This is a genomic window from Nocardia aurantia, from assembly GCF_009604425.1.
Classification (GTDB): Bacteria; Actinomycetota; Actinomycetes; order Mycobacteriales; family Mycobacteriaceae; genus Nocardia; species Nocardia aurantia.
Genome location: NZ_WEGI01000009.1, coordinates 331060 through 355101, shown reverse-complemented (window position 1 = coordinate 355101; position 24042 = coordinate 331060). Strand labels below are relative to the sequence as shown.

The 24042-nt window shown below is 67.2% G+C and carries 24 protein-coding genes; 10 read left to right on the top strand and 14 right to left on the bottom strand.

Translation table 11 applies throughout. The features are described 5' to 3' along the window. Positions 1-217: 217 nt before the first annotated feature. The 9 genes from dcd (NRB56_RS21800) to NRB56_RS21760 all read right to left on the bottom strand — a co-directional run bounded on the left by dcd (NRB56_RS21800) (position 218) and on the right by NRB56_RS21760 (position 9025). Entirely contained in the window at positions 218-802 is a 585-nt protein-coding gene (gene dcd / locus NRB56_RS21800) for a dCTP deaminase (protein WP_194290927.1), read from the bottom strand. Then, positions 789-1346 (bottom strand): dCTP deaminase, encoded by a 558-nt coding sequence (gene dcd, locus NRB56_RS21795; protein WP_153344994.1) that lies wholly within the window; start codon positions 1344-1346, stop codon positions 789-791. The genes dcd (NRB56_RS21800) and dcd (NRB56_RS21795) overlap by 14 nt, the downstream gene beginning before the upstream one ends. Continuing rightward, positions 1343-1885, bottom strand: a complete 543-nt coding sequence (locus NRB56_RS21790) for a dCTP deaminase (protein WP_153344992.1) — start codon at positions 1883-1885, stop codon at positions 1343-1345. The genes dcd (NRB56_RS21795) and NRB56_RS21790 overlap by 4 nt, the downstream gene beginning before the upstream one ends. After that, positions 1882-2472 (bottom strand): ATP-binding protein, encoded by a 591-nt coding sequence (locus NRB56_RS21785; protein WP_153344990.1) that lies wholly within the window; start codon positions 2470-2472, stop codon positions 1882-1884. Before NRB56_RS21785 ends, NRB56_RS21790 begins: the two co-directional genes overlap by 4 nt. Then, positions 2469-4487 carry a hypothetical protein gene (locus NRB56_RS21780; protein ID WP_194290926.1) on the bottom strand — a complete coding sequence of 673 codons (2019 nt, stop codon included), beginning with the start codon at positions 4485-4487 and terminating at the stop codon, positions 2469-2471. Before NRB56_RS21780 ends, NRB56_RS21785 begins: the two co-directional genes overlap by 4 nt. A 315-nt stretch (positions 4488-4802) precedes the next feature. After that, entirely contained in the window at positions 4803-5849 is a 1047-nt protein-coding gene (locus tag NRB56_RS21775) for an NAD(P)-dependent alcohol dehydrogenase (RefSeq protein ID WP_153345276.1), read from the bottom strand. Between the two features lie 112 nt (positions 5850-5961). Then, positions 5962-6735 carry an SDR family NAD(P)-dependent oxidoreductase gene (locus NRB56_RS21770; protein ID WP_153344986.1) on the bottom strand — a complete coding sequence of 258 codons (774 nt, stop codon included), beginning with the start codon at positions 6733-6735 and terminating at the stop codon, positions 5962-5964. Continuing rightward, on the bottom strand, positions 6732-7661 hold the full coding sequence (locus NRB56_RS21765) for an alpha/beta hydrolase (RefSeq protein WP_319943329.1): 930 nt from the start codon (positions 7659-7661) through the stop codon (positions 6732-6734). Before NRB56_RS21765 ends, NRB56_RS21770 begins: the two co-directional genes overlap by 4 nt. Further along, positions 7658-9025, bottom strand: coding sequence for a flavin-containing monooxygenase (locus NRB56_RS21760; RefSeq protein ID WP_153344985.1), 1368 nt, complete (start codon positions 9023-9025; stop codon positions 7658-7660). The genes NRB56_RS21765 and NRB56_RS21760 overlap by 4 nt, the downstream gene beginning before the upstream one ends. 136 nt (positions 9026-9161) lie before the next feature. Between NRB56_RS21760 and NRB56_RS21755 the strand changes: the two genes are divergently transcribed. Further along, positions 9162-9764 carry a TetR/AcrR family transcriptional regulator gene (locus NRB56_RS21755; RefSeq protein WP_153344983.1) on the top strand — a complete coding sequence of 201 codons (603 nt, stop codon included), beginning with the start codon at positions 9162-9164 and terminating at the stop codon, positions 9762-9764. 152 nt (positions 9765-9916) lie between these two features. Next, positions 9917-11641 (top strand): class I adenylate-forming enzyme family protein, encoded by a 1725-nt coding sequence (locus NRB56_RS21750; RefSeq protein ID WP_153344981.1) that lies wholly within the window; start codon positions 9917-9919, stop codon positions 11639-11641. 6 nt (positions 11642-11647) lie between these two features. On the opposite strand, the gene NRB56_RS21745 is transcribed toward NRB56_RS21750, so the two are convergent. Further along, positions 11648-12262 carry a TetR/AcrR family transcriptional regulator gene (locus NRB56_RS21745; protein WP_319943328.1) on the bottom strand — a complete coding sequence of 205 codons (615 nt, stop codon included), beginning with the start codon at positions 12260-12262 and terminating at the stop codon, positions 11648-11650. A gap of 165 nt (positions 12263-12427) precedes the next feature. Here NRB56_RS21745 and NRB56_RS21740 point away from each other — a divergent pair, with 165 nt between their 5' ends. From NRB56_RS21740 to NRB56_RS21715, 6 genes are all read left to right on the top strand, one after another. Continuing rightward, positions 12428-13354: a metal-dependent hydrolase gene (locus tag NRB56_RS21740; RefSeq protein ID WP_319943327.1), complete on the top strand. Its 927-nt coding sequence runs from the start codon at positions 12428-12430 to the stop codon at positions 13352-13354. Between the two features lie 3 nt (positions 13355-13357). Continuing rightward, complete coding sequence (locus NRB56_RS21735) at positions 13358-14503, top strand: hypothetical protein (protein WP_153344979.1); 1146 nt, start codon at positions 13358-13360, stop codon at positions 14501-14503. Between the two features lie 64 nt (positions 14504-14567). Beyond that, on the top strand, positions 14568-15590 hold the full coding sequence (locus tag NRB56_RS21730; protein ID WP_319943326.1) for a TIGR03617 family F420-dependent LLM class oxidoreductase: 1023 nt from the start codon (positions 14568-14570) through the stop codon (positions 15588-15590). Between the two features lie 233 nt (positions 15591-15823). Continuing rightward, positions 15824-17206, top strand: a complete 1383-nt coding sequence (locus NRB56_RS21725) for a flavin monoamine oxidase family protein (RefSeq protein ID WP_153344977.1) — start codon at positions 15824-15826, stop codon at positions 17204-17206. A 62-nt stretch (positions 17207-17268) separates the two neighbouring features. Beyond that, positions 17269-18594: a magnesium transporter MgtE N-terminal domain-containing protein gene (locus tag NRB56_RS21720; protein WP_153344975.1), complete on the top strand. Its 1326-nt coding sequence runs from the start codon at positions 17269-17271 to the stop codon at positions 18592-18594. 49 nt (positions 18595-18643) lie between these two features. After that, complete coding sequence (locus NRB56_RS21715; protein ID WP_319943325.1) at positions 18644-19231, top strand: DUF1003 domain-containing protein; 588 nt, start codon at positions 18644-18646, stop codon at positions 19229-19231. A 129-nt stretch (positions 19232-19360) separates the two neighbouring features. Here the strand turns inward: NRB56_RS21715 and NRB56_RS21710 are convergent, their stop codons facing one another. Then, a complete protein-coding gene (locus NRB56_RS21710; RefSeq protein ID WP_153344973.1) occupies positions 19361-19951 on the bottom strand; it encodes a TetR/AcrR family transcriptional regulator in 591 nt (196 codons plus the stop codon). Between the two features lie 112 nt (positions 19952-20063). Here NRB56_RS21710 and NRB56_RS21705 point away from each other — a divergent pair, with 112 nt between their 5' ends. Next, positions 20064-20987, top strand: coding sequence for an SDR family oxidoreductase (locus NRB56_RS21705; RefSeq protein WP_153344971.1), 924 nt, complete (start codon positions 20064-20066; stop codon positions 20985-20987). Positions 20988-21037: 50 nt separating this feature from the next. Here NRB56_RS21705 and NRB56_RS21700 read toward each other — a convergent pair whose 3' ends face one another. The 3 genes from NRB56_RS21700 to NRB56_RS21690 form a co-directional block, all read right to left on the bottom strand. Beyond that, the gene (locus tag NRB56_RS21700) at positions 21038-21604 is read right to left on the bottom strand and encodes an RBBP9/YdeN family alpha/beta hydrolase (protein WP_153344969.1); all 567 of its coding nucleotides are present in this window, start codon (positions 21602-21604) and stop codon (positions 21038-21040) included. 78 nt (positions 21605-21682) lie between these two features. Beyond that, the gene (locus tag NRB56_RS21695) at positions 21683-22690 is read right to left on the bottom strand and encodes an RNA polymerase subunit sigma-70 (RefSeq protein WP_319943324.1); all 1008 of its coding nucleotides are present in this window, start codon (positions 22688-22690) and stop codon (positions 21683-21685) included. Positions 22691-22723: 33 nt separating this feature from the next. Next, complete coding sequence (locus NRB56_RS21690; protein WP_153344967.1) at positions 22724-23296, bottom strand: TIGR03086 family metal-binding protein; 573 nt, start codon at positions 23294-23296, stop codon at positions 22724-22726. Between the two features lie 165 nt (positions 23297-23461). Here NRB56_RS21690 and NRB56_RS21685 point away from each other — a divergent pair, with 165 nt between their 5' ends. Continuing rightward, complete coding sequence (locus tag NRB56_RS21685) at positions 23462-24040, top strand: TetR/AcrR family transcriptional regulator (RefSeq protein WP_319943323.1); 579 nt, start codon at positions 23462-23464, stop codon at positions 24038-24040. The last annotated feature ends 2 nt before the right edge of the window (positions 24041-24042 follow it).

Below are 24042 nucleotides of genomic sequence, written 5' to 3'. Positions count from 1 at the left end.
ATGCGACAGAGAACCGGACCCGTGCCCGAGAAAGCTCGCCGACGACTGCCGCTCAGGGTATCAGCACCGCGAGGCTACTGATGTCGCAGCGAACCGATCCTTGTGCGGGCGGCCGGACCGGCTCCACAGGTGCACCTGACACAGGTCCGGCCGCACCTGTGACGTACCACAAATGGGGGATTGTGTTCGCAGGGACTTCGGGCAGACACCCGGTCGATCATGACTGTACAAGATACTCCCGACCCAGCAACGGGGCCGGAAAAGCGAGGTTCGGACCTGTCACTTTCAACTGATCGTCGTACTGCGATTGTTCGTCCTCGGGATCCACAGGTTCGGATCCGCGAAAAAAGGTCAGCATACCTATCCCGTAGCCGAACGGAATTTTCATGGTGAAGGAGGATATGTTCTTGAGTTCCAGAACGACAGCACGGTGGGACCCCGTGTTGTTGTCGATCGTGTCGGCCGTGCAGTGAATCATCAAGCCGAGCCTGGCGAGGGTACTACGCCCATCCAACTTGCAGGCCAGATGCGGGTCGACTTTGAATGCCTCGACAGTAGCACCGAGAACGAAGTCACCGGGCTCCAGTACCAAAGGCGATTCGGCGATCGATTCACGCTCGTAGAGATCGTCCATCTGAGCTGGGTCGCCGAGGTCGATCACCTTCGATCGCGGACGCAGGATTTCATCCGACAGATGAATCCGGATGCCGAATGGCCTGATACTGCCGGCACCGGAAGCAGGGCGCACAGATATAGAGCCGTTCTCCAAATAGCGCTGGATGGTCGGCTTAGACAGAATCAATCTTTTCATCCTCTCGTATCGATTCGGCGTGGAAGTCGAGATGAACCAATGATTCGACCGGCCCCATCGAGCCTTGATATTTCCCGGAATACAGCGTCACTTCACCCAGAGTTTTCCAGAACGTCACCTGGCCGACGAGCATACCAGGATAGATCCGTACGGGTTGAACCGGGTACAATTGAAGCGTCCATTGATTGTGACTGCCGATGTCGATTATGTCCGCGGTAACATGCACAAACAGCCCGAGGCGCGCTGTCGAGGACTTTCCACGAATGATAGGCACATAATGGTCACTCCCCATTATCTCCAGCGTGTGTCCCAAATAGATCCTGCCCGGCGTCAACACCAGCCCATCTTCTGGAATTCGCGTCGTGGTGACACTGTTGGGAAGACGGGCATCGAGGACATGATCGACATATGTCTTGAGTACGGAACCCAGCCGAAAGTCATAGCTGTTCGGGTTGACCTGATCCGGATTGAACGGTCGTATATCGATCCGCGCAGAATTGTGTTCACGCATTATCTCATCGCCGGTCAGTATCATCGAATAGCCCTGGCAGTTCGGAGAATTTCGTCCCGGCCGAGAATATATTCGCGAGGCTTGGCTTCACTGCCGTATCGACCCTGATATTCGCGCGGTTCACCCGTCGGCACCCAGAAACTGACCTGTCCGATACGCATCCCCGCATAGACCCTGGTCGGCTGAACCGCCGTCAATTCCAACGTCCAGGAGTGTATCGCACCTTGATGACCCAGATCCGCAGAAATCTGTAGGAACACGCCGAGCCGGCCGATCGAGGAGCGCCCGATCAAGGAAGTGACGAACGATTTGCTTCCGATTCGTTCCATCGTGTGCCCCAGGTACAGCCGGCCCGGCTCCAGGAGCACGCCGTCCTCCGGTATCTCGATCTCGTCCCATTCTACTGCGGCCAACGGGTCGAGAACGCTCCGCGGAGAGATCTTGAGAAAACGTCCGAGCCGGTAATTATAACTGTTGGGGTTGAGCAGTTCCTCGTCGAACGGCTGGATAACGATACTTCCCGTTGCCACAGATTGCCGTATCGCTTCTCTGGTCAATATCATGCCGACAACTCCTCTAGCAGACCAGTAACGGCCATCGCGAGATCCGCGATGGTACCGGTATTGTTCAGCGTATGTACGTACGGAATCATGTCGAGACCGTGTTCGGTCCATGACGCACTGCTGACCATATTGATATCGCCACGCAATCGGCGGCGGATGTCGCAGTCGTCTTCCGTCGCGTAGATTCGAACCGGTACGAACTCGAGACGGCCGAGTGCTGCCCAGTCCGGATATCGCATGTCATCGCACACGACGACATACCGATCGTATTTCTCCAGTGAAATGTCCGTAATCAGATCGTGCAGGCGTGCCGAAAAATCGTCGGTCAGGACCGTTGGATTGATGCGCCGCAGCTGACGACCCAGTAGTGCGAGCAGCTCACCATCCTGGACTTCAGGGTCGGCCAGCGGGCGACGGGCTATCTTGTACAACTCCGCTTGTGCCTTATAGAGCGGCTCCGCCAGCGCGAGCCGAGAACACTTCACACCCGACGTCTCGCAGTGTGCTGAGATCAGATGACTCGTTGTCGATTTACCCGCGCCCGACGGGCCGAACAACGCAATTCTGACGATGTGGGGTTCGGTCATGAACTTCTCGTCTCTCCGCTGTAGCCGCTGTCACGGGAGACGGTCACGACGGCGTCAATCGCCTGGATCGCGGCGTGTACTGCGGAATCGAAGTCCGCCGAGTTTGCCGAGCGCAGTGGCCGACCGAAGAACGGCGGTTCACCGAAACCGAAAGCGGAGCGCCATGGCAGGTTGTCGAGCACTGTGCTCTTGTCCTCGGCCGTAAGCACAACCAATGAGAAGTCGGCGTCCCGTTCCCGGCGTGCACTTATCGCAAAAATCTCCGATGCGACATAACCGTCGGGCTCTTGTTTGAACCGGGCCGCGTAGCTCGTCGAGGCAACCATGATCACCGCGTCCGCCTCTCGCACAGCGTTGACACTGTTGTCCCGGGCCGTTGCACCGATACCCTGAAATCGCCCACCATAGAAGAAGTAGCGTCGCCGGGCAGACACCAGGACCGCCGCGATACGACGAACCAGCTGAATATCGGGCGCTGCGAACGAAATGAATACCGCCGGCCCGACGAAGCCCGGAGCGTTCCTTGTATCGGTCGGAAAATCGATGACGCTGACCGGGTCGTTCTCCAAGAGCACATCATACAGATTCCGAGATGCGAGAGCCGCGTCGAACTCAGCCCACGCCCGCCCGCGGTGAACCGCCGGAAGAAAGACGAGAATACTGTCCTTCATGGGTTGCGTCGATACCGGCGACTGCAGCATAGCCGAATAGGGCCCGGCACAGTGCTCGAGCGGGACGGAGTCGGCGATATGGCTCAAACTCTCGTTTTTCACCCGGACGGACCCGGTGTAATAGATTGGCCGTTGCTGATCACTGAGGGTGTCGAAATACAAATCATCCGGCAGCACCAGATTCACCGCCGGAGCCGCGTTCCGCTCACTGACGGGAGCTATCCAGAAATGTTGGTAGTCAATATATTTTCCGGTATAGATTTCGAGAGCATTGCGTGACTTCTTGTCGAGTCGCCGGACCGTCGGACTACGGGTGATGTCGTACAGCCGAGAGTTCAAGGACATCTCGTCCAGATCGAAGAAATCATCAAGAGATATATCGACAGCACTCGGCCCGAAGAACTCTTTCGAACATTCGACATCATCTCTGATTCCACGCAATGCCGTCAAGAGCAACAGAAGCCTGAATCGGTTGGCCGGCGAAAGGTAGACGGATGAATACAAGCGCGCCCGGGCGACGAGCAGATTTGCCACCGGACCCGCCTCGGTGACCACTGGGCCGACGTCGTCGTAGTAGAGGATCGTATCGATGACAGAATTTGCGTCACCGACCGCACCGAGCGTGTGATAGGCATCTCGGAACACATAGTCCAGCCGATCTGCATCCAGCGTTCCGTCCACCATGTGCCGAAGCGGCCGCAATGCTAATTCGGCTTCCTCGTCGGGCGACAGGCCTGTGATGAGATAGGCGAGCAACCCCATATCCACCAAAGCGAGTTTCTCCGCGATTTTCTCGTCGAAGATCCCGGCCAACGTGAATATCTGTTTGTTGTTGAGGCGATCTTCGCGGATGCCGGTGCATCGGGACACATGCTTTCGCATCTCGAGGTTGGGGCGGTAGACGTGCCGAGTTGCCTGCGCATAGGGCAGTTCGCCGATATCTTGCAGCAGTCCGGCGAGAAGCATGTGCTGAAACAGTTTCGGTCTATCGGCAGCCACATCACCGTCGAACAGCCGGGCATTGCTCTTCCGCAGGTACTGCAGCTGTCTTTCGAAGTTCTCTCCCGTATCGACGAGACGGTCGAGCATCTTTCGCATGACATGCATGGTGCCGATGGCGTGTGCGAATCGAGAATGGTCGGCAGCCGAGAATGTCTGCGAAGCGAAGTCGAGTTGTTTAATCCTGCGCATACGCTGAAGTGCGGGCGAAACGAGGAGATGTGCAATCGTCGAACGTTCGCCCAGAATGTACGTATCTCGCGTGTCGATCGTTCCGTGTACAGCGTCGTAAACATGCTGCAAGGCGGCGGCGCCCTCGGGCATCCCCTCCGGTCCGGCATGCATTCTGATCCCCATCGGTCTCGGCCTGTGCCGTCGATCGACAAGCGTCTGTACCCCACCGATGCGACGTGCCCGGAGCTTACCGTAAATATTCGGAAGGAGCGACCGAGGAACCCGGCATCCGACAGATGGCGACCACTCGGTTTTCTTTTCGGGACTTTCGCCGGATATCTCGAATTTGTTGCCGGGAATTTTCCCTCTACGAGCAGGTCGTCCATTTCCGCACGAGAACGGAACCGGACCGGTCAGGCTGGGTACTGATACTTCCGCACTCGCGCGGCCGACGATTCATCGGACGTCGTTCAGTTGCTGAGCCGATCATCGATGGGGTAGCAGCACCGCGCGACCGCGGATGGCGCCGCGATCCAGGCGTTCGAAGGCCTCGGGGCCCGCTTCCAGCGGGAACTGTTCCACCTCGACCCGGATTCGGCCCGCCTGTGCCAGGGCCACCGACGCCAGGAGGTCGGACCGGGTGCCGCCGTAGGACTTGCGGACCGTCGCGCCCCACGGCAGGCCGGGGCCGCCCGCCGGACCGGCGTCGAGGGGGACGGTGCCGCCACCGAGGCCGACGATCCGGTACGCGCCGTTCGGGGCCACCGCGTCGACGGCCAGGCGGGCGGTGGCGTCGGTGCCGACGAAGTCGAAGACCGCCTCCGCGCCCCGGCCGCCGGTCAGTTCGAGGATCTCGGCGGCGGTATCGGGACCGGCTCGCAGGCCGAGGTCCGCGCCGCAGTGGGTGGCGAGTTCCAGTTTGTCCGGGGCGATGTCGACCGCGATCACCCGAATGTCGGCCACTGCCTTCAGGATCTGCACCGCGACGTGACCCAGGCCGCCGATGCCGATGGCGACCGCCGTCGCACCCGGCCACAGCTGATCGAGGGTGCCGCCGACGGCGTGGTACGGGGTCATCGCGGCGTCGGCCAGCGGGGCCGCGGTGACGAAGTCCAGATCACCGATCGGGACGAACGAATTCGCCGGAATCCGAACGTATTCGGCCATTCCACCGTCGGGACCCAGACCCGGGCAGGGCGGCATGGCGACCCGGCCGGCGGCCAGGCAGACATTCTCGTTGCCGCGCAGGCATTCCCGGCACTCGCCGCAGGACCAGCACAGGTACACCAGGCCGCGCTCGCCCACGCTCCGGTCGGTGACCTCGGCGCCGACCGCCTCGACGGTGCCGGCGATCTCGTGGCCCATCGTCAGCGGATCCTCCCGCAGCTGGAACGGGAGACTCAGCACATAGGAATCGGAGTGGCAGATACCCACCGCCCCGACCCGCAGCAGCAGGTCATCCGGGCCGATCTCGGGCACCGGCACCTCCCGCATCTCCAGAGTCCCGGGGCCGACCAGTTGCAGCGCACGCATCGTCACGACAATCCACCTTCTCGCGGTCCCGGGCGGAACCGCGCTCACTTCTCGGGGTGGCCGCGCGGATCGTCATCGGCCACGGCAGCGTCACACAGTGCGGCGCAACGGATTACGCCGGCGGCTCGGCCATCGCGCGCACCCGGGCCAGGACGTCGGGATAGCGGCGCAGGTGGGCGCCGCCGTTCAGGTCGAGGGTCGATCCGGTCATCCACCCGGCCTTCGGCGAGGACAGGTAGACGGCGGCGTCGGCGATCTCCTCGGCCCGCCCGCTGCGGCGCAGCGGCGTGTTCTCCAGATACTCCGCGGTCAGGCCCGGGACCAGGGAGATCCCGGCCACCAGCGGGGTGTCCACCAGCCCCGGGGAGATGGCGTTGACGCGGATGCCGCGCTCGGCCAGCTCCAGCGCGGCGACCTCGACGAGCATGAGGACACCCGCCTTCGCGGCACAGTATCCGGCCAGGCCGGTGCCGGGCTGGCGGCCGTTGAGCGAGGCGATGCAGACGATGCTCGCACCGTCGGCGACGTGCCGGCCCGCGTGTTTGAGGACCAGGAACGTGCCCGTCAGGCAGACGTCCACGGTGGTACGCCAATTCGACAGTTCCAGGTCGACGATCGGGCCGGGCAGCGACAGGCCCGCGCAGTTGACCACCGTCCGCGCGCCGGCGGCCGCCTCGAAAACGGCTGCCACGGAAGCCTCGTCGGTGACGTCCAGCACCGCCGGGGTGACCCGGTCGCCGAGTTCGGCCGCGATACGTTGCGCGCCTTCGGCATTCACATCGGCGAGGACGACCCGGTGGTCCTCGGCCAGCAGCGCCCGCACGGTCGCCAGGCCGATCCCGGAGGCCCCGCCGACCACGACGGCGGTGGATTCGCCGGTACTCATCTCGTCCCCTTCGTGGTCACGGCCGCCGTCTCGACGACATGTCGCCGCAGGAACCGGATCTGATGGCGCACAGCGGTTTCGAAGTACGGATTGCCCGCGAACAGGCCGAAGTGGTCGCACGGATAGTGCCGGACCTCGGCCCGCGCCTTGAATGCCGCCCTGGCTGCGGCGTGCGGCGGCGCGGCCTGATCGAAGTCGGCGATCTGCATCAGCACCGCCGCCTGGATCCGGTCGGCGTGCCGATCGGCGCGGAAACCGCCCAGTTCCAGGCCGACCGCGGCGTCGACCTCGTTGCGCCAGGTGGGCCCGGCCAGCGCGAGGTAGTCCTCGTAGTAGCCCGGCGCGGTGAGCGCCGCGTCCTCGCCGGGCCGGCCGACCAGCGGGATCATCGTGGGGCGGCCGCCGAACCGGCCCGCGACCGCGCTGCGCGCCGCGGTCACCGCGGATCGCGCGAGCGCGCCGGATCCGTTCTGCGCCAACGCGACCCGGCCCGCGGCCGGACCGCTGACGAGCGGCACCATCGCGACGACGGCACGGATGTCGGTGCGCTCGGCGGCGATGTTCAGCACGTGCCCGGCGCCCATCGAGATGCCCCACAGCACGATCCGGGCGGGATCGACGCCGGGCTGCCGGGCCGCCGCCGCGACCGCCGCCCGGTAGTCGGCGAGTTGGTCGGCCACCGAGACACGTTGCCGCGGTTCACCTTCCGAGGCGCCGAAGCCGCGGTAGTCGAAGGCCAGGACCGCCAGCCCGGCGTCGCGGAGGGCGCGGGCGAACGGCGCCAGTCCGGAATCCTTGGTGCCGCCGAAGCCGTGTGCCATCACCACGACGGGCGCACCGTCCCCGCCCGGCGCGTCGGGTTCGAAGAACCAGGCGTCGCAGGTCGTTCCGTGGCTGGTGAAGGAGAGTTGCCGATGCTCGGTCACGCGGGGGCTCCCGTCTCGGCGGCGACCCCGGCCCAGTCCGGCGCGCCCCGGTCCCGGGCCCGGCGCGCGCCGGCCGGAATCTCCCGAGTCCGCATGTCGTGCTCGTAGATGAAGTAGTCGACCTGCTGGGTGTGCCGCGGCCGATCCAGCATGTGGCCGGTGTAGCGCTGCTGATCGGAGACGATGACGCGGCGCATCTCGTCCTCGGACGGCAGCCGGTAGTGGCCGACCGCGTAGGCGCCGATGAGCCGCGCCTGACATTCGACGAACGGGAACAGCGTCGGCGTGGCCTGCGCGAAACCGGCGAACACCAGATCCTCGATGCCGGGCAGGAACATTCGCTTGTACAGGTCGATCCGGTTGCCCGGGGCGCTGATGAACGCCGGATCGAAGAACGGGAAGGTGATGTTGTATCCCGTGGCGTAGACCACGATGTCGAACTCGTCACTGGTGCCGTCGGTGAAATGCGCTGTGCGGCCCTCGAACCGGGCGATGTCCGGTTTCGGCACCACATCGCCGGAGCCCAGTCGCAGCGGCAGCTCGACCGACTGGGTCGGATGCGCTTCGAACAGTTTGTGATTCGGCGTGGGCAGGCCGTAGTTCTCCGGCCGTCCGGAGGTCAGCGGCGAGGCCCACTGCACGAACTTGCGCTGCCAGGACAGCGGCAGATACGGCGTGGTCCGGTAGTACTTGTCGGCCGGGCGGCCCGCGATGTACTTCGGCACGATCCAGGCGCCGGACCGCGTCGACAGGGTCAGCGTGTTGCCCAGCGCCTTCGACGACAGCTCGACCGCGATGTCGGCGGCGCTGTTGCCGAGGCCGACCACGAGGATGCGCCGGTTCCGGAAGTCCAGCGGCGTGCCCGGATCGATGTAGTGGTGCGCGTGCAGGGTCTCGCCGGTGAACTCGCCGGGGAATTCCGGGTAGCGCGGATCCCAGTGGTGCCCGTTGGCGACCACCAGCAGGTCGAACCGCCGCACCTCGCCGCGCTGGGTCTCGAGCTCCCAGCCGCCGCCGGGCAGCCGGCGCGCGGCGGTGACGCCGTTGCCGAACTCGATCGCCCCGCCGAGATCGAAAGCCTCGCAATAGGAGTCGAGATACTGCTTGATCTGGGTGTGGTGCGGGAAGTCGGGATAGTCCTCGGGCATCGGGAAGTCGCGGAACGACAGCTGGTGCTTCGAGGTGTCGATGTGCAGCGACCGGTACGCGCTGCTGTGCCCGTTGGGATTGCCGAACGCCCAGTTACCGCCCACGCGGTCGGACGATTCGAAGCAGACGTACGGGACACCGTAGTCCGCGAGCATCTTGCCCGCGGTCAGGCCACTGATTCCGGCGCCGATCACCGCGGTGCGCGGTTGATACATCCATGGATCCTTTCCAGGCTGTAGACAGGTTTGCAAATCTGTCTACTGCGGCCAGGATGTCAGATACCGTCGGTCATCGACAGGTTTTCGCGAAAATGCGCCGGACAGTGGGCGCACCGGCCCGGAAGCGAGGCGCATGACCGAGGCATCGGCCACCGATGTGACCGATCGGCTGGTGACGGCCGCCCAGACGTTGCTGGCGCGCAAGGGAATTCGCGCGACCACCGTCAGCGAGGTGGCCGAGGAGGCCGGGATGTCGCGCGCCTGGTTGTACCGCCACTTCCCGGACAAGGCAACACTGCTCGGCGCGGCCATCGTGCGCCTGGCCGACCGGATGTCCGCCGACGCACGGGCCGAACTGGACGCCTTCGACACCTTCGCCGAGCAACTGGTGGCCGGCGTGCGGATCGGCCGGCGCGCGTTCGACGACCCCGGCACCCTCCTGATGCGGTTGCGCCGCACCGAACCGGCGGAGTTCGCGGCCTGCGCCGGCGCGGGCGTCTCGGGCATGGTCCCGGAACTCGCGGGCTTCTGGCGGCCCTATGTGGCGGCCGCGGCCGCCCGCGGCGAGATCCACCCCGGGCACGACACGACCGAGGTCGCGGAATGGGTGGCGCGCGTGCTGATCAGCCTCGGCACGGTGCCCGGCGACACCGTCGACCCCGACGACCATCGGGACCTGTTGCGCCAGATCCGGCGCTACGTGCTGCCCGGCCTGCAGGCGGATCCGCGGCGCTGAATCCGGCCTTCCGGGCGAATCCGTTGTCCGGCGGGTATACCCGTGCTATCTTCCAGACAGCTGTCCAAGCTCATGTCCCGAACCGGTTGGGGGCGCGCGAAATCACGCCGCCCCTTGGGTTTTCGCGACCATGTATGTCACAAGGAAGTCGCATGCAGCAGAGCAACCTGTCGGATCCCGCCGACGTCATGGCGTGCTATCGGGAGATCGAGCGCGAGTTGACCACCGCCGGCGCGCCCTTCGAGACCGTGCCGGTCGACGTGGCCGGCGACACCGTGCGCAGCTATCGCCGTGCCGCACCGGACTTCTACACGGCCGTCGCGGAATTCGGGGACCGATTCGGCGATCACGTCCTGGTGACCGACGAGACCGGCAGCCGGACCTACCACGAGATCCTCGACCGGGCCGGTCGATTGGCGGCCGCGCTGCGCGACCGGTACGGCATCGGTCCCGGCGATCGCGTCGGCATCATGATGGCGAATCGAGCGGAGTATCCGGTCACGCTCTTCGCGGTGGCGCGCCTCGGGGCCGTGGCCGTGCTCTACAACAGTCGTTCCAGCGCAACGGAAATCGCCGACGCGATCGCCGACGTCCCCAGCGCCGTCGTCGTCGCCGACCCGAAACGCGTCGAGATCCTGCGCGCAGTCGCGGCGCCGGCGCGATTGGTGTGCACCGATCCGGCGGGGCCGGAGGATGTTCCGGCCGTCGACGAGCTGCTCGCGGACGGCGGCGACCCCGGCGCGCACCGCCCGGCCGACCCGGATTCGATCTGCCTGGTGCTGTTCACCTCCGGCACCTCCGGCCGGGCCAAGGGCGTGGCGCTGACCCATCGCAACATCGGCAACGTCGTGCTCAACATGAAGTTCGTGTCCGAGTGCAACATTCGGTTCGCGTCCCGGCAGTACGGCATCGAGGTGGACGATCTGCGGAGCTTCATGCCCGCGATGTCCCCGCTGCTGGTCTTCCCGCTCTTCCACGTGTCCGGGCTGGCCGGGCTGCTCATCGGGATGAGCACCGGCGGGCGGATCGTCACCATGGCCCGATGGGATCCGGCGCACGCCGCCGAACTGGTCGAGCGGTATCGGCTGACCCTGGCGGCGGGCCCGCCGATGGCCGTCGACGAACTGCTCGCCCAACCCGATGCGGCGCAACGGTTGTCGTCGCTGGTGAACCTGGCGCCGGGCGGTCAGGCCAATCCGCCGAACGTGTCCCGGCGGATCGCGACCGTCCTGCCCGCCGCGCAACGCAGCGTCGGCTGGGGCATGACCGAGACGGGCGGCAGCGTGTGCACGGCCGGGGGCGTGCTGCTCGCCGCGTTCCCGGACACGCTCGGCCCGATGAGCCCGACGATGGACGTGCGGGTCGTCGACGCCGCCGGAATCCCGGTGCCGGCCGGGGAGATCGGCGAACTCGAACTGCACGGTGGGCTGGTCGCGGCCGAATACCTCGGGCCCGGCGCGGATTCCGCGGTGTTCCACGACCATTGGCTGCGTACCGGCGATCTCGGCTACCTCGACGAATACGAGCTGGTCTACATCGTGGATCGCAGCAAGGACATCATCATCGCGGCGGGCGAGAACATCTCCTGCCTCGAGGTCGAATCCGTGCTGGCCGCGACCGACGAGTTCGCCGAGGTGGCGGTGTTCGGGGTGCCGGACCGGCGGCTCGGCGAACGCGTGGTCGCCGCGGTCACGCTGCGCGCGGGCGTATCCCGCACCGCGGCGGAGATTGTGGAGTCGGCCCGGCGCAGCCTGCCCGCCTACAAGCTCCCCACCGAGATCCGCTTCGACCTGAGTCCCTTGCCGCGCAACGCCACCGGGAAGCTGCTCAAACGCGAACTGCGCGCACGCTACTTGGCCCGCGATACCGCGTCCTGAGCGATGTCAGGCGTCGTAGCCGGCCTGGGCGAGGATCGCGGTGCCCATCCAGCGGCGGAGATACCGTTCGAGTTCCGCGTCGGTGCGCGGCGGATCACCCGGGGAGAGGAGGAACGACTGCATGATGCGCAGCAGGAATTCGACGAGTTCGGCCAGTGCCGCGTCGTCGTAGCCGTACCGCTCCCAGTCGACGTCGAACCGCCGGATCATGGTCAGGCCGAACGCGCGGGCCTCGTCGGAGGTGAGGCCGTCCGGCAGGCGATCGGAATAGCTGCGGGACAACAGGATTCCGAGATGCGGGATCCGGGTCACCTCGTTCAGGGTGTAGACGACGCCCTGGGTCATCGCGTCGGCGGGATCGGTGATCCCGGCGACCCGCTCGGTCAGGCGATCGAGGAATTCGTCCACCGAGGCCAGCGCGGCCGCGCGCATCAGGGCATCCGAACTGGGGAAATACCGGTACACCGTCTGCCGGATGACGCCGAGCGACTCGGCCACCTCGGCGACATTGACCTCCGAGCCGGTCCGCGCGATCTGGTCGACGGCGGCCGCGACGATGCGACGGGAGGCCTCCTCGTCGCTGCCCGGCGGGCTTCCGCCCCAACCCCGTCGTCGTGCCACGTGCCTGCTTCCTCGGATCGGCTGCCCCCGCAGGGATCTTACGGCCGGATCGCCGCATGCCGCCGCCGGATGGGCCGGATCGCGGAAGCGATCATACGAACATACATCTGTCTGTATGATCGTCTCGACCGGCGGTGCAGGCCGGGCCGAGGGAGGTACAGCAGGGTGACCGATTTGCAAATCCGGAAGATGCGCTTCGCCTTCGCGGACCACGACGTTCCGTTCCGGTGGAACGAGGAAAATCCCGCGTTCTCCTCGATGGCCAACGCGGTGTCGTTCCTGGCCATCGGATTCGAGAAGATGATCGTGCAGATGATCCGCGAGGCGAAGCCGCGCTTCACCGATCCGGCGATCGCCGAGGAGGCCGAGGCGTTCGTGCGTCAGGAGGGTCAGCATTCGACCGCGCATCGCCAGCACGTCGCCGGGCTGATCCGTTCGTATCCGGGTCTGCGCGAAACGCTGGACCGGGTGATCGGCGAATTCGACGATCTCACCACGAACACGTCGCTGGAATATCGGCTCGCCTACACCGCGGATCTGGAGGCGACCTTCACCCCGGTGTTCAAACTGATGCTCGACAACGACGCGACCCTGTTCGCGCCGGGCGACGATCGGGTGGCGTCGCTGTTCCTCTGGCATTTCGTCGAGGAGGTCGAACACCGCAGTTCGGCGCTGATCATCTTCGACGCGGTGGTCGGCAGCGATCTCTATCGGATGCGGATGGCGCCCTCGATATTCCGGCACGTGATGCGCATGGTGCGGATCGCCTGCCAGGGATTCAACGACCATGTGCCGGTGGCGGACCGGCTGGTCGATTCGATGTCGATGTTCGCCACCCATCGGTACCGGCGGCGGCTGGGCCGCCTGCTGCCGGCGCTGCGGGTGCCGGACGAGGGCACGATGCCGCGCGCCTTCGACCGGCTGCCGCTGCGCGAACAACTCGTCGCGCTGGCCGGCGTCGTCCGCAGCCAGCTGCCGGGCCACGACCCCACCCACGAGACGTTGCCCGAACTCGCCGAGGTGTGGTTCCGCCGCTTCGACGAGGGCTACGACGTCACCCGGTGGTACACCGCCGGTCTCACGATTGGATAGCCGATGTCGCAGCACTGCTCCCCCACATTCGAACAACTCGCCACCGAACTGGGCTTCTCCTGCCGGACCGCCGGCGGGCTAGTCGAATTCCGCAATCCCTTCGCCTTGCAGAACTGGACGCTGCCGGTTCTCGAGGTGTGCGTGATCCTCGGCGCGATCCTGACATTGATCTACGCGATCGGGCGCCTGCGCCGCCACGGCGATCCCACCACTCTGGTGCTCTGGCTGGGCGCGACCGCCTATCTGTTCATCATCGAACCGCCACTGTATTTTCCGGCCGCGTTCGGGATCAGCGAACACGTCGACACGATGTTCGCGCACAACGTGTTCACCGTCGATTTCCTGTGGGGCCGGCTGCCGCTGTACATCGTGGCGATCTATCCGTTCATGGCGACGCTGGCCTTCGAAACCGTGCGCATGCTCGGGGTTTTCCGCCGATACGGCGTGCTGGTCGGCGCGGTCTGCGTGGGTTTCGTCCATCATGCCTATTACGAGGTCTTCGATCAGCTCGGGCCGCAGCTGCGCTGGTGGGAATGGTCGACCGGTAATTCGCTGAATCAGCCGATGTTCGATTCGGTGCCGTTGTCGAGCGTGGTGGTGTTCGCCGCGCTGTGGCCGATGTCGCTGGCGCTGTGCGTGCAGTTCTTTGTCGGGCGCCACGTCGACGCCGGAAGATCGCTGCCCGCAGGGCAATTGGTGTGGCGGACCGTCGTGATCGGCGTGCTGGGAGCGCTCGGCACCTTCGTATTGCCCTTGCCCGCCACGGTTTTCGGCGCGAACGACACCACCGTGCGCGGCGTGCTCTATGCTGCCGAACTGATCGGGCTCAGCGCCGTCGCGATCGTCGTACTGATCCGGCAGTGGTTCGCGATCCGCCGCGGCGGGGGCACGCCGGTGTACACGAATCCCGTTGTGCGAGCGTACGGCGTGGTGTACCTCGCCGTGCTGGCGCTGCTGTGGGCGACCGCGCTGCCGGACTTCCGGCACGCCACCGGCGGACGGGCGCGCGACGGCGGGCCGATCGGCAACGCCTGGTACACCGTGGCCTGCTTCGTCGTCGCGATCCTCTGCGCCGCAGCGGTATTCGGGACCTCGTGGCGTCGGCCCGCCGTGCCGGCGACACCCGAGAACGCGGCGGTCGCCGGTTGACCGCCGGACCGGCCGGGGCGGCGCCCTCGACCGGTCACAGCCGCTATCAGCGAGGAAATCCACTGTGAGAGTGCATCTTCAGATCGACGGGTCACCGGACTCGGTCGCCCGCCACGCGCGGGAGATCGCGGAGCTGGGCGCGGACGGGCTGTTCACCTTCGAGGGTCCGCACGACGCGTTCTTCCCGCTGGTGGTGGCCGCGGGCACGGTGAACGTGGACCTGATGACCAACGTCGCCATCGCCGGTCCGCGCAGCCCGCTGCATCTGGCCCACGCCGCCTACGATCTGCAGTGTTACAGCGCGGGCCGGTTCCGGCTCGGCCTGGGATCGCAGATCAAGGTGCACATCGAACGGCGCTACGGCGCCCGGTGGGACAAACCCGCCGCCAGGATGGCCGAGACGGTAGCGGCCGTCAAGGCCATCCTGGCGGCGTGGGAAGGCAAGGCGCCGTTGAATTTTCGCGGCGAGTACTTCACCCATACGCTGATGCCGCCGAATTTCGATCCCGGCCCGAATCCGTACGGTCCGCCGCCGGTCCTGCTCGGCGCGCTGGGACCGATCATGACCCGCACGGCGGCCGAGGTGGCCGACGGCCTGCTGGTGATGCCGTTCCATTCGAAACGCCATTTCGCCGAGCGGACGATACCGGCGGTCGAGGCGGGCCTGCGGCGGGCGGGCCGGAACGCGGCGGAGTTCGCGATCATCGCGCAGGCGATGGTCGCGGTGGGCCGTGACGACGGGCAACTGCTCCGGGCCATCGACGCGGTCGGCCGGTTGATCGCGTTCTACGGCTCGACACCCGCTTACGCGCCGGTGCTCGAGGTGCAGGGGTGGGCCGAACTGATGCCCGCCCTCAACGCCCTGTCGAAGGCGGGCCGCTACGCCGATATGCGAGCCCTGATCACCCCCGAGATGGTGGCGACCATCGCCGTCGTCGGCACGCCGGAACAGTGCGCCGAACAGATCCGCGACCGGTTCGGCGCCTACGCCGGCGAAGTGTGCTGCTATTTTCCGGGTTACGCGGCCGAGCCCGCGGATGTCGCCGATCTGGTCGCCGCGCTGCACAGTATCCCGGCATCGGCCTGATCCGGACCTCGGCAACTCGGGCCGGCACCGGTCACATCTCGCAGCACAATCAGCGATGGCAGCCGAATGCGACCGCCACGCACACACATCCGGACTCGGCGGCGACGTCGCCGCGGGCACGATCAAACCGCCGACGGACGTCACCTACGCACCGCCGAAAGTCCGCGGCACCGTGTCAGAGGCCGCGCCTACACTCCGCACATCGGTTACCTCTGCGGTGAAACGGGGGCGGGATGGACAAGTCGGTGGATGTGGTCGTCGTCGGCGCCGGGATCGCCGGACTGGTGGCCGCGCGGGATCTGGTCCGCGACGGATCCGAGGTGCTGGTGCTGGAGGCACGGGACCGGGTCGGCGGGCGGCTGCTCAACGATCGCCTGCCCGGCGGCGATCCGATCGAGGTGGGCGGCCAGTGGGTCGGACCGGGTCAGCGCGAGATCCACGCACTGCTCGCGGAATTGGGCATCGGCACCCATCCCACCTATGCCGCCGGTCGGCACATCGCCGAGATCGGTACGGCCAGAAGCGAATACACCGGCCGCATCCCCAGGGTGAGCCCGCTGGTGCTGGCCGACGTCGCACAGGCCCAATGGCGGCTGGACCGGCTGGCGCGCCGGGTCGCGGCCGCCGAACCGTGGCGGGCCGAGCGCGCCGAGGCACTGGACGGGCAGACCTTCGCCACCTGGCTGCACCGCGCCGCGCGCACCGGCCACGGCCGCGCGTTCTTCCGCGTCGTCACCGAGGCGGTGTTCTCCGCCGAACCGGAGGAGCTGTCGGCCCTGTGGGCCGCCTACTACATCGGCGCGGCGGGCGGACTCGACGCCCTGATCGACACGACCGGTGGCGCGCAACAGGACCGGATCCTCGGCGGCAGCCAGACCATCGCGCTGACCATGGCCGCGGAACTCGGGGATCGAGTGGTGCCGGGCGCCGCGGTGACCGAGGTCGGCTGGGACGAGTCCGGGGTGCGGGTGCGCGCCGGCGGCAGATTCGTCCGAGCCCGCCGCGCCGTGCTCGCGGTGCCGCCGCCGTTGGCCGCGCGAATCCGCTTCGACCCCGGCCTCCCCGGCGACCGCGAGAAGTTGGTGCGGCGGATGCCGATGGGCCGGGTCATCAAGGTGAACGTCGTCTACGACGAACCGTTCTGGCGCGCTGCGGGGCGCAGTGGCCAAGCCAACAGCGATCGGCGGCCGCTCGGCACTGTGTTCGACAACACGCCACCCGCGGGCGCCCCGGGCGTACTCGTCGGCTTCCTCGAGGGCCGGCACGCCGACCTCGGCGCCCGCCTCGATCCCGCCGATCGCCGCGCCCGCGTACTCGGCGATCTCACCGGCTATTTCGGCCCGCGCGCCCGCGACCCGCTCGCCTACATCGAAAAGGATTGGGCCGCCGAGGAATTCAGTGGCGGCTGCTACGGCGCCTTCACCCCGCCCGGCGTGCTCACCCGGTTCGGCCCGGCATTGCGCGCCCCGGTCGGCCCGCTGCACTGGGCGGGCGCGGAGACGGCCGTCCGATGGACCGGTTACATGGACGGCGCCGCCGAATCCGGCCACCGCGCGGCCCGCGAGATCACCACCGCCTTCGCGCGCGGGGGTGCCCGAGCGGCGAACGGCGGCTGAATTCGTGGTCGTGGGCAATGGGTGCGACATTCCGGATGGACCGGACCCATTAGCCTGGCCCCATGACAGCGACCAAGGTTTTCGCTGCCCGGTTGATGGGCTTGGCGGTGCTCGGCCCGGACGGCGAATCCATCGGCCGGCTGCGCGACATCGTGGTCTCGATCCGCTACGACGATCGGCAGCCGCGCGTACTCGGCGCCATCGTGGAACTGCCCACGCGGCGGCGGATCTTCGTGCCGATGCTGCGGGTGCAGACCGTCGATCCCGGCGCGGTGACGCTGAACACCGGAACGATCAGCGTGCGCCGGTTCGAACAGCGGCCCGGCGAGACCTTGGCGATCGCGCAGATCCTGGACTCCACCGTGCAGGTGGTCGATCCGGAACTACCGCAACTGGCCGGCACCGACGTGGTGGTGGTCGACCTCGGCATCGAACAGACCCGCAGCCGCGACTGGGTGGTGTCGCGGGTCGCGGTGCGCGAGCATCGCCGGCTCGGCGTCGGCTTCCGGCGCCGCGGTGAGGTGCACGTCGTGGACTGGGGTCAGGTGCGCGGCCTCACCCAGAACGAACTGGGCTTGCCGGGTCAGGACGTCACGCAGTTGCTCGAGCAGTTCGAGGGCCTGCGGGCCGCGGACGTGGCGCATCGGCTGCGCGAACTGCCGGAGAAGCGCCGCCTCGAGGTCGCCTCGGCCTTCGACGACGAACGGCTCGCCGACGTGGTGCAGGAGCTGCCGGAGAGCGACCAGGTGCAGCTGCTGGAGGAGCTCGGCACCGAGCGAGCCGCCGACGTCCTGGAGGCGATGGATCCCGACGACGCCGCCGACCTGCTCGGTGAGCTGTCCCAGACCGAGGCGGAATCGCTTCTGGCACTGATGGATCCGGAGGATTCCGACCCGGTGCGGCGGCTGCTGAAGCATGCGCCCTACACCGCGGGCGGCCTGATGACGACCGAGGCGGTGGTGCTCACCCCGTCCATGACCGTCGCCCAGGCGCTGGCCCGCATCCGCGACCCCGAGCTGACCCCGGCCCTGGCCAGCATGGTGTTCGTGGTGCGACCGCCGACGGCCACCCCCACCGGCCGCTACCTGGGCTGTGTGCACTTCCAGCAGTTGCTGCGCGAACCGCCGGCCAGCCTGGTCGGCGGCCTCCTCGACAACGGCCTGGCCCAGCTGCGGCCCGAGGCCCCGCTCACCGCGGTGACCCGCTATTTCGCCACCTACAACCTGGTCTGCGGGCCGGTGGTGGACGAGGAGAATCACCTGCTGGGCGCCGTCACCGTCGACGACGTGCTCGATCACCTGCTGCCGGAGGACTGGCGCGAACAGGACGAAGACGATCCCGACCTGCACGGTATCGCCGTGCCGGCGGAGACTGGAGACCGGCGATGACCCGTCCCGACGGAACCGGCCGGTTCCATGCGCGCCGGGAGGTCGCGGCGTGAGCGACCGCCCGACGAAGATCACCGCCCGGCAGCGCCTGGAGACGCCGGTCGAGTCCCGCTTCCGCGGATTCGACTGGGACGCGGAGGCGATGGCGCGCGGCAGCGAGAAGATCGCCCGATTCCTCGGCACCGGGCGCTATCTGGTGATCCAGACCATGGTGGTGATCGTCTGGATCGTGCTGAACGTCTTCATCGTTGCGCTGCAATGGGATCCGTACCCGTTCATCCTGCTGAACCTGGCCTTCTCCACCCAGGCCGCCTACGCCGCCCCGCTGATCCTGCTGGCCCAGAACCGGCAGGACAATCGCGACCGGGTCTCGCTCGAGGAGGACCGGTCCCGCGCCGCCCAGACCAAGGCGGACACCGAATTCCTGGCCCGCGAACTGGCCGCCCTCCGCTTCGCCGTCGGCGAGGTCACCACCCGCGACTACTTCCGCCGCGAACTCGACACCATCCGGGAATCGCTGGAGCGACTGGAGGCCCTGGCCGCGGGCGACGACGTGCGGGGGAAGAAGGCGAAGAAGCGCGCGGCGCCGAAACGCGCCGATGTGACTGTGCCGCAGGAGGAGTCGGACACACCGTAGAGCGCGGGCGTCACTCGTCACCGATGTCCTCGACCCGGCATCGAACCACTGTGCCCCAGAACGACACCGGCACGGTGGGCCGCCGATCGGAGCCACCGGGTGGCGTCTCCACGGCCGATACCGCCGCGCTCAGTCCCCCGGAACTCGCCGCACCACCGGGATTTTCGCGGACAAGGTCCGTAGGTCGTCGAAGGCCCGATCCAGATGGGAATCCAGACTTTCCGAGGGGTCGTCGATCCACGCCTGAGCCGCGTGATGGAAAGTGGCCCAACCAGTTTCGGCAGCCAGTGCGGCGTGGCCGGCCGGGACGCCGCGCTGCCGCAACGCGTCGGTGAGGGCCGCGATCAGGTAGGCGCCCTTCGCCAGTTCGCGCTCCCGCAGCGCGGGCGTCGCGGCGATGACCGCCAGGCGCGGCTCGGAGAACGGGCGATTCGCTTCGAGGATCCGGCCGGCCCGGCGGAACGCCGGCAGCAGAATCTCGAAGGGCGGCAACCCCTCCGGCGCCTCGGCCACCGCTTCCACCATGGTCGCGCGCAGATCGGCTTCACCGTCGAAGAGCACCTCACGCTTGTCCGCGAAATGCCGGAAGTAGGTCCGCTCGTTGAGCCCCGCCCGCGCGGCGATCTCGGCGGTGGTGGTCCGGTCGAATCCCCGCTCCCCGTACAGCTCCAGCGCCGCCTGTTGCAGGCGGCGTCGCGCATCCGCTCCGCTCCGTGGCATCGTCCCACGCTACCGCACCCGACCGCAGGGTTGCGCCAGTCACTGACATGAGGTGTAGTGTCAGTGACTGGCGCTACTTAGCGCCAGCAACTGGCGAAACCAGGAGTGTTCCATGCATGTCTTCGTCACCGGCGGCACCGGCCTGACCGGACCCGCCATCGTCACCGAACTGATCGCGGCCGGGCACACCGTCACCGGCCTGGCCCGATCCGACGCCGCCGCCGCGCGGCTGGAATCACTGAACGCCACCCCGCTCCGCGGCGCCCTCGAGGATCTCGACACCCTGCGGCGCGGCGCGGAGGCTTCCGACGGCGTCGTGCACATGGCGTTCGGCGGCGATTTCGCCGATCCGGACGACATGATGCACCGCGACCGCACGGCCATCGAGACGCTCGGCCGAGCCTTGCGCGGTACCGGTAAACCGCTGATCTGCACGTCCGGCACCCTGGTCATGCCGCTGGGCCGGGAGACCACCGAACGCGATGCGCCCGATCCGAACGGCTTGGCGCCTTTCCGAATTCCGGGCGAGACCACATGCCTCGGTTTCGCGGACGAGGGCGTGCGCGCCGGGGTGATCCGGCTCGCCCCGACCGTCCACGGACCCGGCGACCACGGCTTCATCGGCATGCTCATCGCCACTGCCCGCAAGACGGGCGTCTCCGCCTACGTCGGCGACGGTACGAACCGCTGGCCGGCGGTCCACCGGCTCGACGCGGCCGTCCTGTTCCGGCTGGCGCTGGAGGGGGCACCGGCCGGAAGTGTGCTGCACGGTGTCGCCGAGCCCGGCATCGCGTTCGAGCGGATCGCGACCACGATCGCCCGGGGACTCGGGCTGCCCGCCGTCTCACTGACTCCCGACCAGGCCGCGACGCACTTCGTGAGCCCGTTCATGGCCACCGTCTACGGCACCGACGCCCCGGTCTCCAGTGCGTACACGCGAGAGTCGCTCGGCTGGAAGCCCATCCACCCGACCCTGCTGGACGACCTCGAGCACGGCGACTATCTCACCGCTTCCCATCCACAGCGGGTGCACTGAGCTCGCCGGGTCGGTCTTTACACGAAATCTCTTCCGCCCCAGCGTTTTCACTACGCTGCCACAGCCGCGAGCGCTTCCGGCAGGGCGACGACTCCGTCGGATGCGAGGAAGTGACCGGCGCCCGGGACCACGATGACGCCGGTTCCGAGCAGGTCCGCGAGCCGATCCGTATGAGCGGCGGGAACAATCGGGTCGGCATCGGAGCGCAGCACCACCAGGCGTTCGACGTGGTCACGAAGCCCGGCCACCGCGCAGCCCTCACCGACGAAAGAGTCCAACTGCGGAAGCGCGGGGAGCCTATCCGTGAAACCCGATACGAGTACCAGGGTGCCGAGGCGCCAGGCGCCCGTCAGTGAGCGCAGATACCGGAGTACGGCGAGACAGCCCAGGCTGTGTGCGACAACGATCGAATGCTCATCGACGACACCGAGTTCGGCGGCCACCGCCGCAGCCCATTGGTGGCGATCCGGATCCGTCGGGTTCGGAAGAGCGGGGACGGTGACGGCGACACCCTCGGCCTCGAGCTGGGCAGCCAGCCATCCGAACCAATGATCCGCCGGAGTGGCGTGGTAACCGTGAATGACGGTCGCCCGCTGCCGGGACGTACTGATGGTCATGCCGCACGACGGTAGGGGTTGACATCGGTGTGAGAGTCAAGAGGACAGCAAACGCACCGGTCTGCCGCGCAAGCACGATCACGTTCCGATCGACCTCGGGATATGCCGAAGTGGAGCAAACCCGTTGCCGGGTGAATCGCCGGGCCGGGTGAAGAGAGGGATCAGGGCGGGGTCGGCGAAGGAGACGACTCCGGTGATGGCGTCGTCGGCGACCGTCAGGACCACGATCCCGTAGGGGCGGTAGGTGTCGCCGGTGCGGTGGAAGGCCAGGGCGGCCGGGGCGCCGTTGGCCCGGGTCGGAAGCATGCGCCAGTCACCGGGGGCGCCGAGGATGTGGTGGTGCAGGAAATGGAGGCAGCCGGTGCGGCCGGCGAACCAGGTGCGGATCGTGGTCGCTTCCAAAGTGGCTTCCGCACTGAACAATTGCTCGAGCGCGGCCACGTCGGCGGCCTCGAAGGCGGTGACGTATCGGTTCAGTAGCTCCCGCGCCCGGGGATCATCGACCTTCGCCGGGGTCTCCTCGGACGGGTCGAGTTGCCGGAGGCGGGCGCGGGCACGTTGCAGGGTGCTCTTCACGGCGGGTGTGGTCGTCTCGAGCATGACCGCCACCTCGTCGGCCGGGAACGCGAGCACGTCCCGGAGGAGCAGGACCGCTCGCTGCGGGGCGGACAGGTGTTGCAGGCAGGCGATCAGCGCCAGCCGAATCCCCTCTCGGGTGGCGGCGACGTCGGCCGGATCGTCCACCCCGATCATGGCGTCGGGGATCGGTTCCAGCCATGCCACCTGGGACCCCGCCGCGACCGGCGGGGCCAGGGGATCTGCCGCGGGACCGCCCAATCCACTGGGCAGCAGCCGAATACTTCGGCGCTGCAACGCTTTCAGGCAGGCGTTGGTCGCGATCCGGTAGAGCCAGGCCCGTACCGAGGATCGGCCCTGGAATCCGTCGAACCCGCGCCAGGCGAGCAGATAGGTTTCCTGGACCAGGTCCTCGGCGTCGTGGACGGATCCGAGCATCCGATAGCAGTGGGCCAGCAGTTCACGCCGGAAGGGCTCGGTCTGCTGCGCGAAGCCCGTCTGATCCGCCACGGTCGTTCCGCCTCCTCGTCCGATCGCCCGATCTCAGATAGAGCGTCCCAGAAATGCCGCGAGCCGGTCGGCGGGGGCGGCCGAGGCGGGGGCGACGGCGGGGCCGAAGAAGGCGGTGCCGTCCGGGCCGCGCAGGTCGTCGGATATCTCCGACCGGGCGCGGGCGAGCAGATCGGTGGCCAGATCCGGTTCGAGGTCGTGGGAACGGCCGATCGCGCGGGCGAGGTCCCAGCCGTGGACGAACTGCTCACGGGCGGTCAAACTCAGCAGGTCGGCACCGGAGAACTCACCGAACGGCAGCACGAACGTCTTGTCCAGCACGCCTTCGGTTTCGAACGCCGCGGTGACCGTGGTGATGCTGTCCTCGTAGGCGGCGACGAAATCTCCGGCGGCGAAGTCCTCGTCGGGCGCGGGCGCCGAGGACGACACGACCGTCGCGGACCACCGTGCCGAGCCGACGAAATGGTTGATCAGCGCGGCCACATCCCATGACGCGCACGGTGTCGGCAAGGCCAGATGGTCGCGCTCGACTTCGGCCAGGATGGCTCGGGTACTCGCGAGCGCGCGGCGAAGCTGCTCGACACCGGTGGTCACCTGCTGGTCCATGGACACGATCTCCTCACATGTATCGAAGGGCGGACATGCCCTTCGATATGTAGATCCACCCGGCGGGGGAAAGGAATCGCGAACGGGAGGTCGGATCAGCGGTGTCCACCGATTTGACCCTAGTAATATTAGGCAATAACCTAATACTCCTAGGAAGGAGGGATCGTGTCGCCTCGATCGGGGTTGACCACCGAGCGGGTGGTCCGGGCGGCGGCCGAACTGGCCGACGACATCGGGTTCGACAAGCTGACATTGTCCGCGGTCGCACGGCATTTCGGCGTGAAGGATCCGAGTCTCTATGTGCACGTACGCAATCTGCACGATCTGCGAGTTCGGGTGGCGCTGTTGGCCAGTGCGGAGTTGAACGATCGCATCGGTGCGGCGGTGGCGGGGCGCGCCGGCAAGGAGGCGCTGGTGGCGTTCGCGGGGGCCTACCGGGCGTATGTGCTCGAATTCCCGCAGCGGTACGCGGCGACGCAGATCCGGATGGATCCCGCCGAGGTGGCCGGGGATCCCGCGCTGCTGCGCAGCATCGAACTGACCGTGTCGGTGTTGCGCGGGTACGGTCTCGGCGACGACGCGGGCCTGGATGCGGCTCGCTTGCTGCGCAGTACTTTTCACGGGTTCGCGACGCTGGAGGCGGCGGGTGGGTTCGCTCATTCGCGATCCCCGGGTGATTCGTGGCCGCACATTCTCGACGCGTTGGATCTGACGCTGTCGAACTGGCCTGTCTACGGAGGATGAGG

What these genes read in the sequence shown, in the direction of transcription:
- NRB56_RS21705 (WP_153344971.1), top strand. Translation starts at nt 20,064, where the DNA reads ATGCATGTCTTCGTCACCGGCGGCACCGGCCTGACCGGACCCGCCATC.
- NRB56_RS21720 (WP_153344975.1), top strand. Translation starts at nt 17,269, where the DNA reads ATGACAGCGACCAAGGTTTTCGCTGCCCGGTTGATGGGCTTGGCGGTG.
- NRB56_RS21785 (WP_153344990.1), bottom strand. Translation starts at nt 2,472, where the DNA reads ATGACCGAACCCCACATCGTCAGAATTGCGTTGTTCGGCCCGTCGGGC.
- NRB56_RS21755 (WP_153344983.1), top strand. Translation starts at nt 9,162, where the DNA reads ATGACCGAGGCATCGGCCACCGATGTGACCGATCGGCTGGTGACGGCC.
- NRB56_RS21710 (WP_153344973.1), bottom strand. Translation starts at nt 19,951, where the DNA reads ATGCCACGGAGCGGAGCGGATGCGCGACGCCGCCTGCAACAGGCGGCG.
- NRB56_RS21750 (WP_153344981.1), top strand. Translation starts at nt 9,917, where the DNA reads ATGCAGCAGAGCAACCTGTCGGATCCCGCCGACGTCATGGCGTGCTAT.
- NRB56_RS21735 (WP_153344979.1), top strand. Translation starts at nt 13,358, where the DNA reads ATGTCGCAGCACTGCTCCCCCACATTCGAACAACTCGCCACCGAACTG.
- NRB56_RS21760 (WP_153344985.1), bottom strand. Translation starts at nt 9,025, where the DNA reads ATGTATCAACCGCGCACCGCGGTGATCGGCGCCGGAATCAGTGGCCTG.
- NRB56_RS21780 (WP_194290926.1), bottom strand. Translation starts at nt 4,487, where the DNA reads ATGCATGCCGGACCGGAGGGGATGCCCGAGGGCGCCGCCGCCTTGCAG.
- NRB56_RS21775 (WP_153345276.1), bottom strand. Translation starts at nt 5,849, where the DNA reads ATGCGTGCGCTGCAACTGGTCGGCCCCGGGACTCTGGAGATGCGGGAG.
- NRB56_RS21690 (WP_153344967.1), bottom strand. Translation starts at nt 23,296, where the DNA reads ATGGACCAGCAGGTGACCACCGGTGTCGAGCAGCTTCGCCGCGCGCTC.
- dcd (WP_153344994.1), bottom strand. Translation starts at nt 1,346, where the DNA reads ATGATACTGACCGGCGATGAGATAATGCGTGAACACAATTCTGCGCGG.
- NRB56_RS21770 (WP_153344986.1), bottom strand. Translation starts at nt 6,735, where the DNA reads ATGAGTACCGGCGAATCCACCGCCGTCGTGGTCGGCGGGGCCTCCGGG.
- NRB56_RS21790 (WP_153344992.1), bottom strand. Translation starts at nt 1,885, where the DNA reads ATGATATTGACCAGAGAAGCGATACGGCAATCTGTGGCAACGGGAAGT.
- NRB56_RS21700 (WP_153344969.1), bottom strand. Translation starts at nt 21,604, where the DNA reads ATGACCATCAGTACGTCCCGGCAGCGGGCGACCGTCATTCACGGTTAC.
- NRB56_RS21725 (WP_153344977.1), top strand. Translation starts at nt 15,824, where the DNA reads ATGGACAAGTCGGTGGATGTGGTCGTCGTCGGCGCCGGGATCGCCGGA.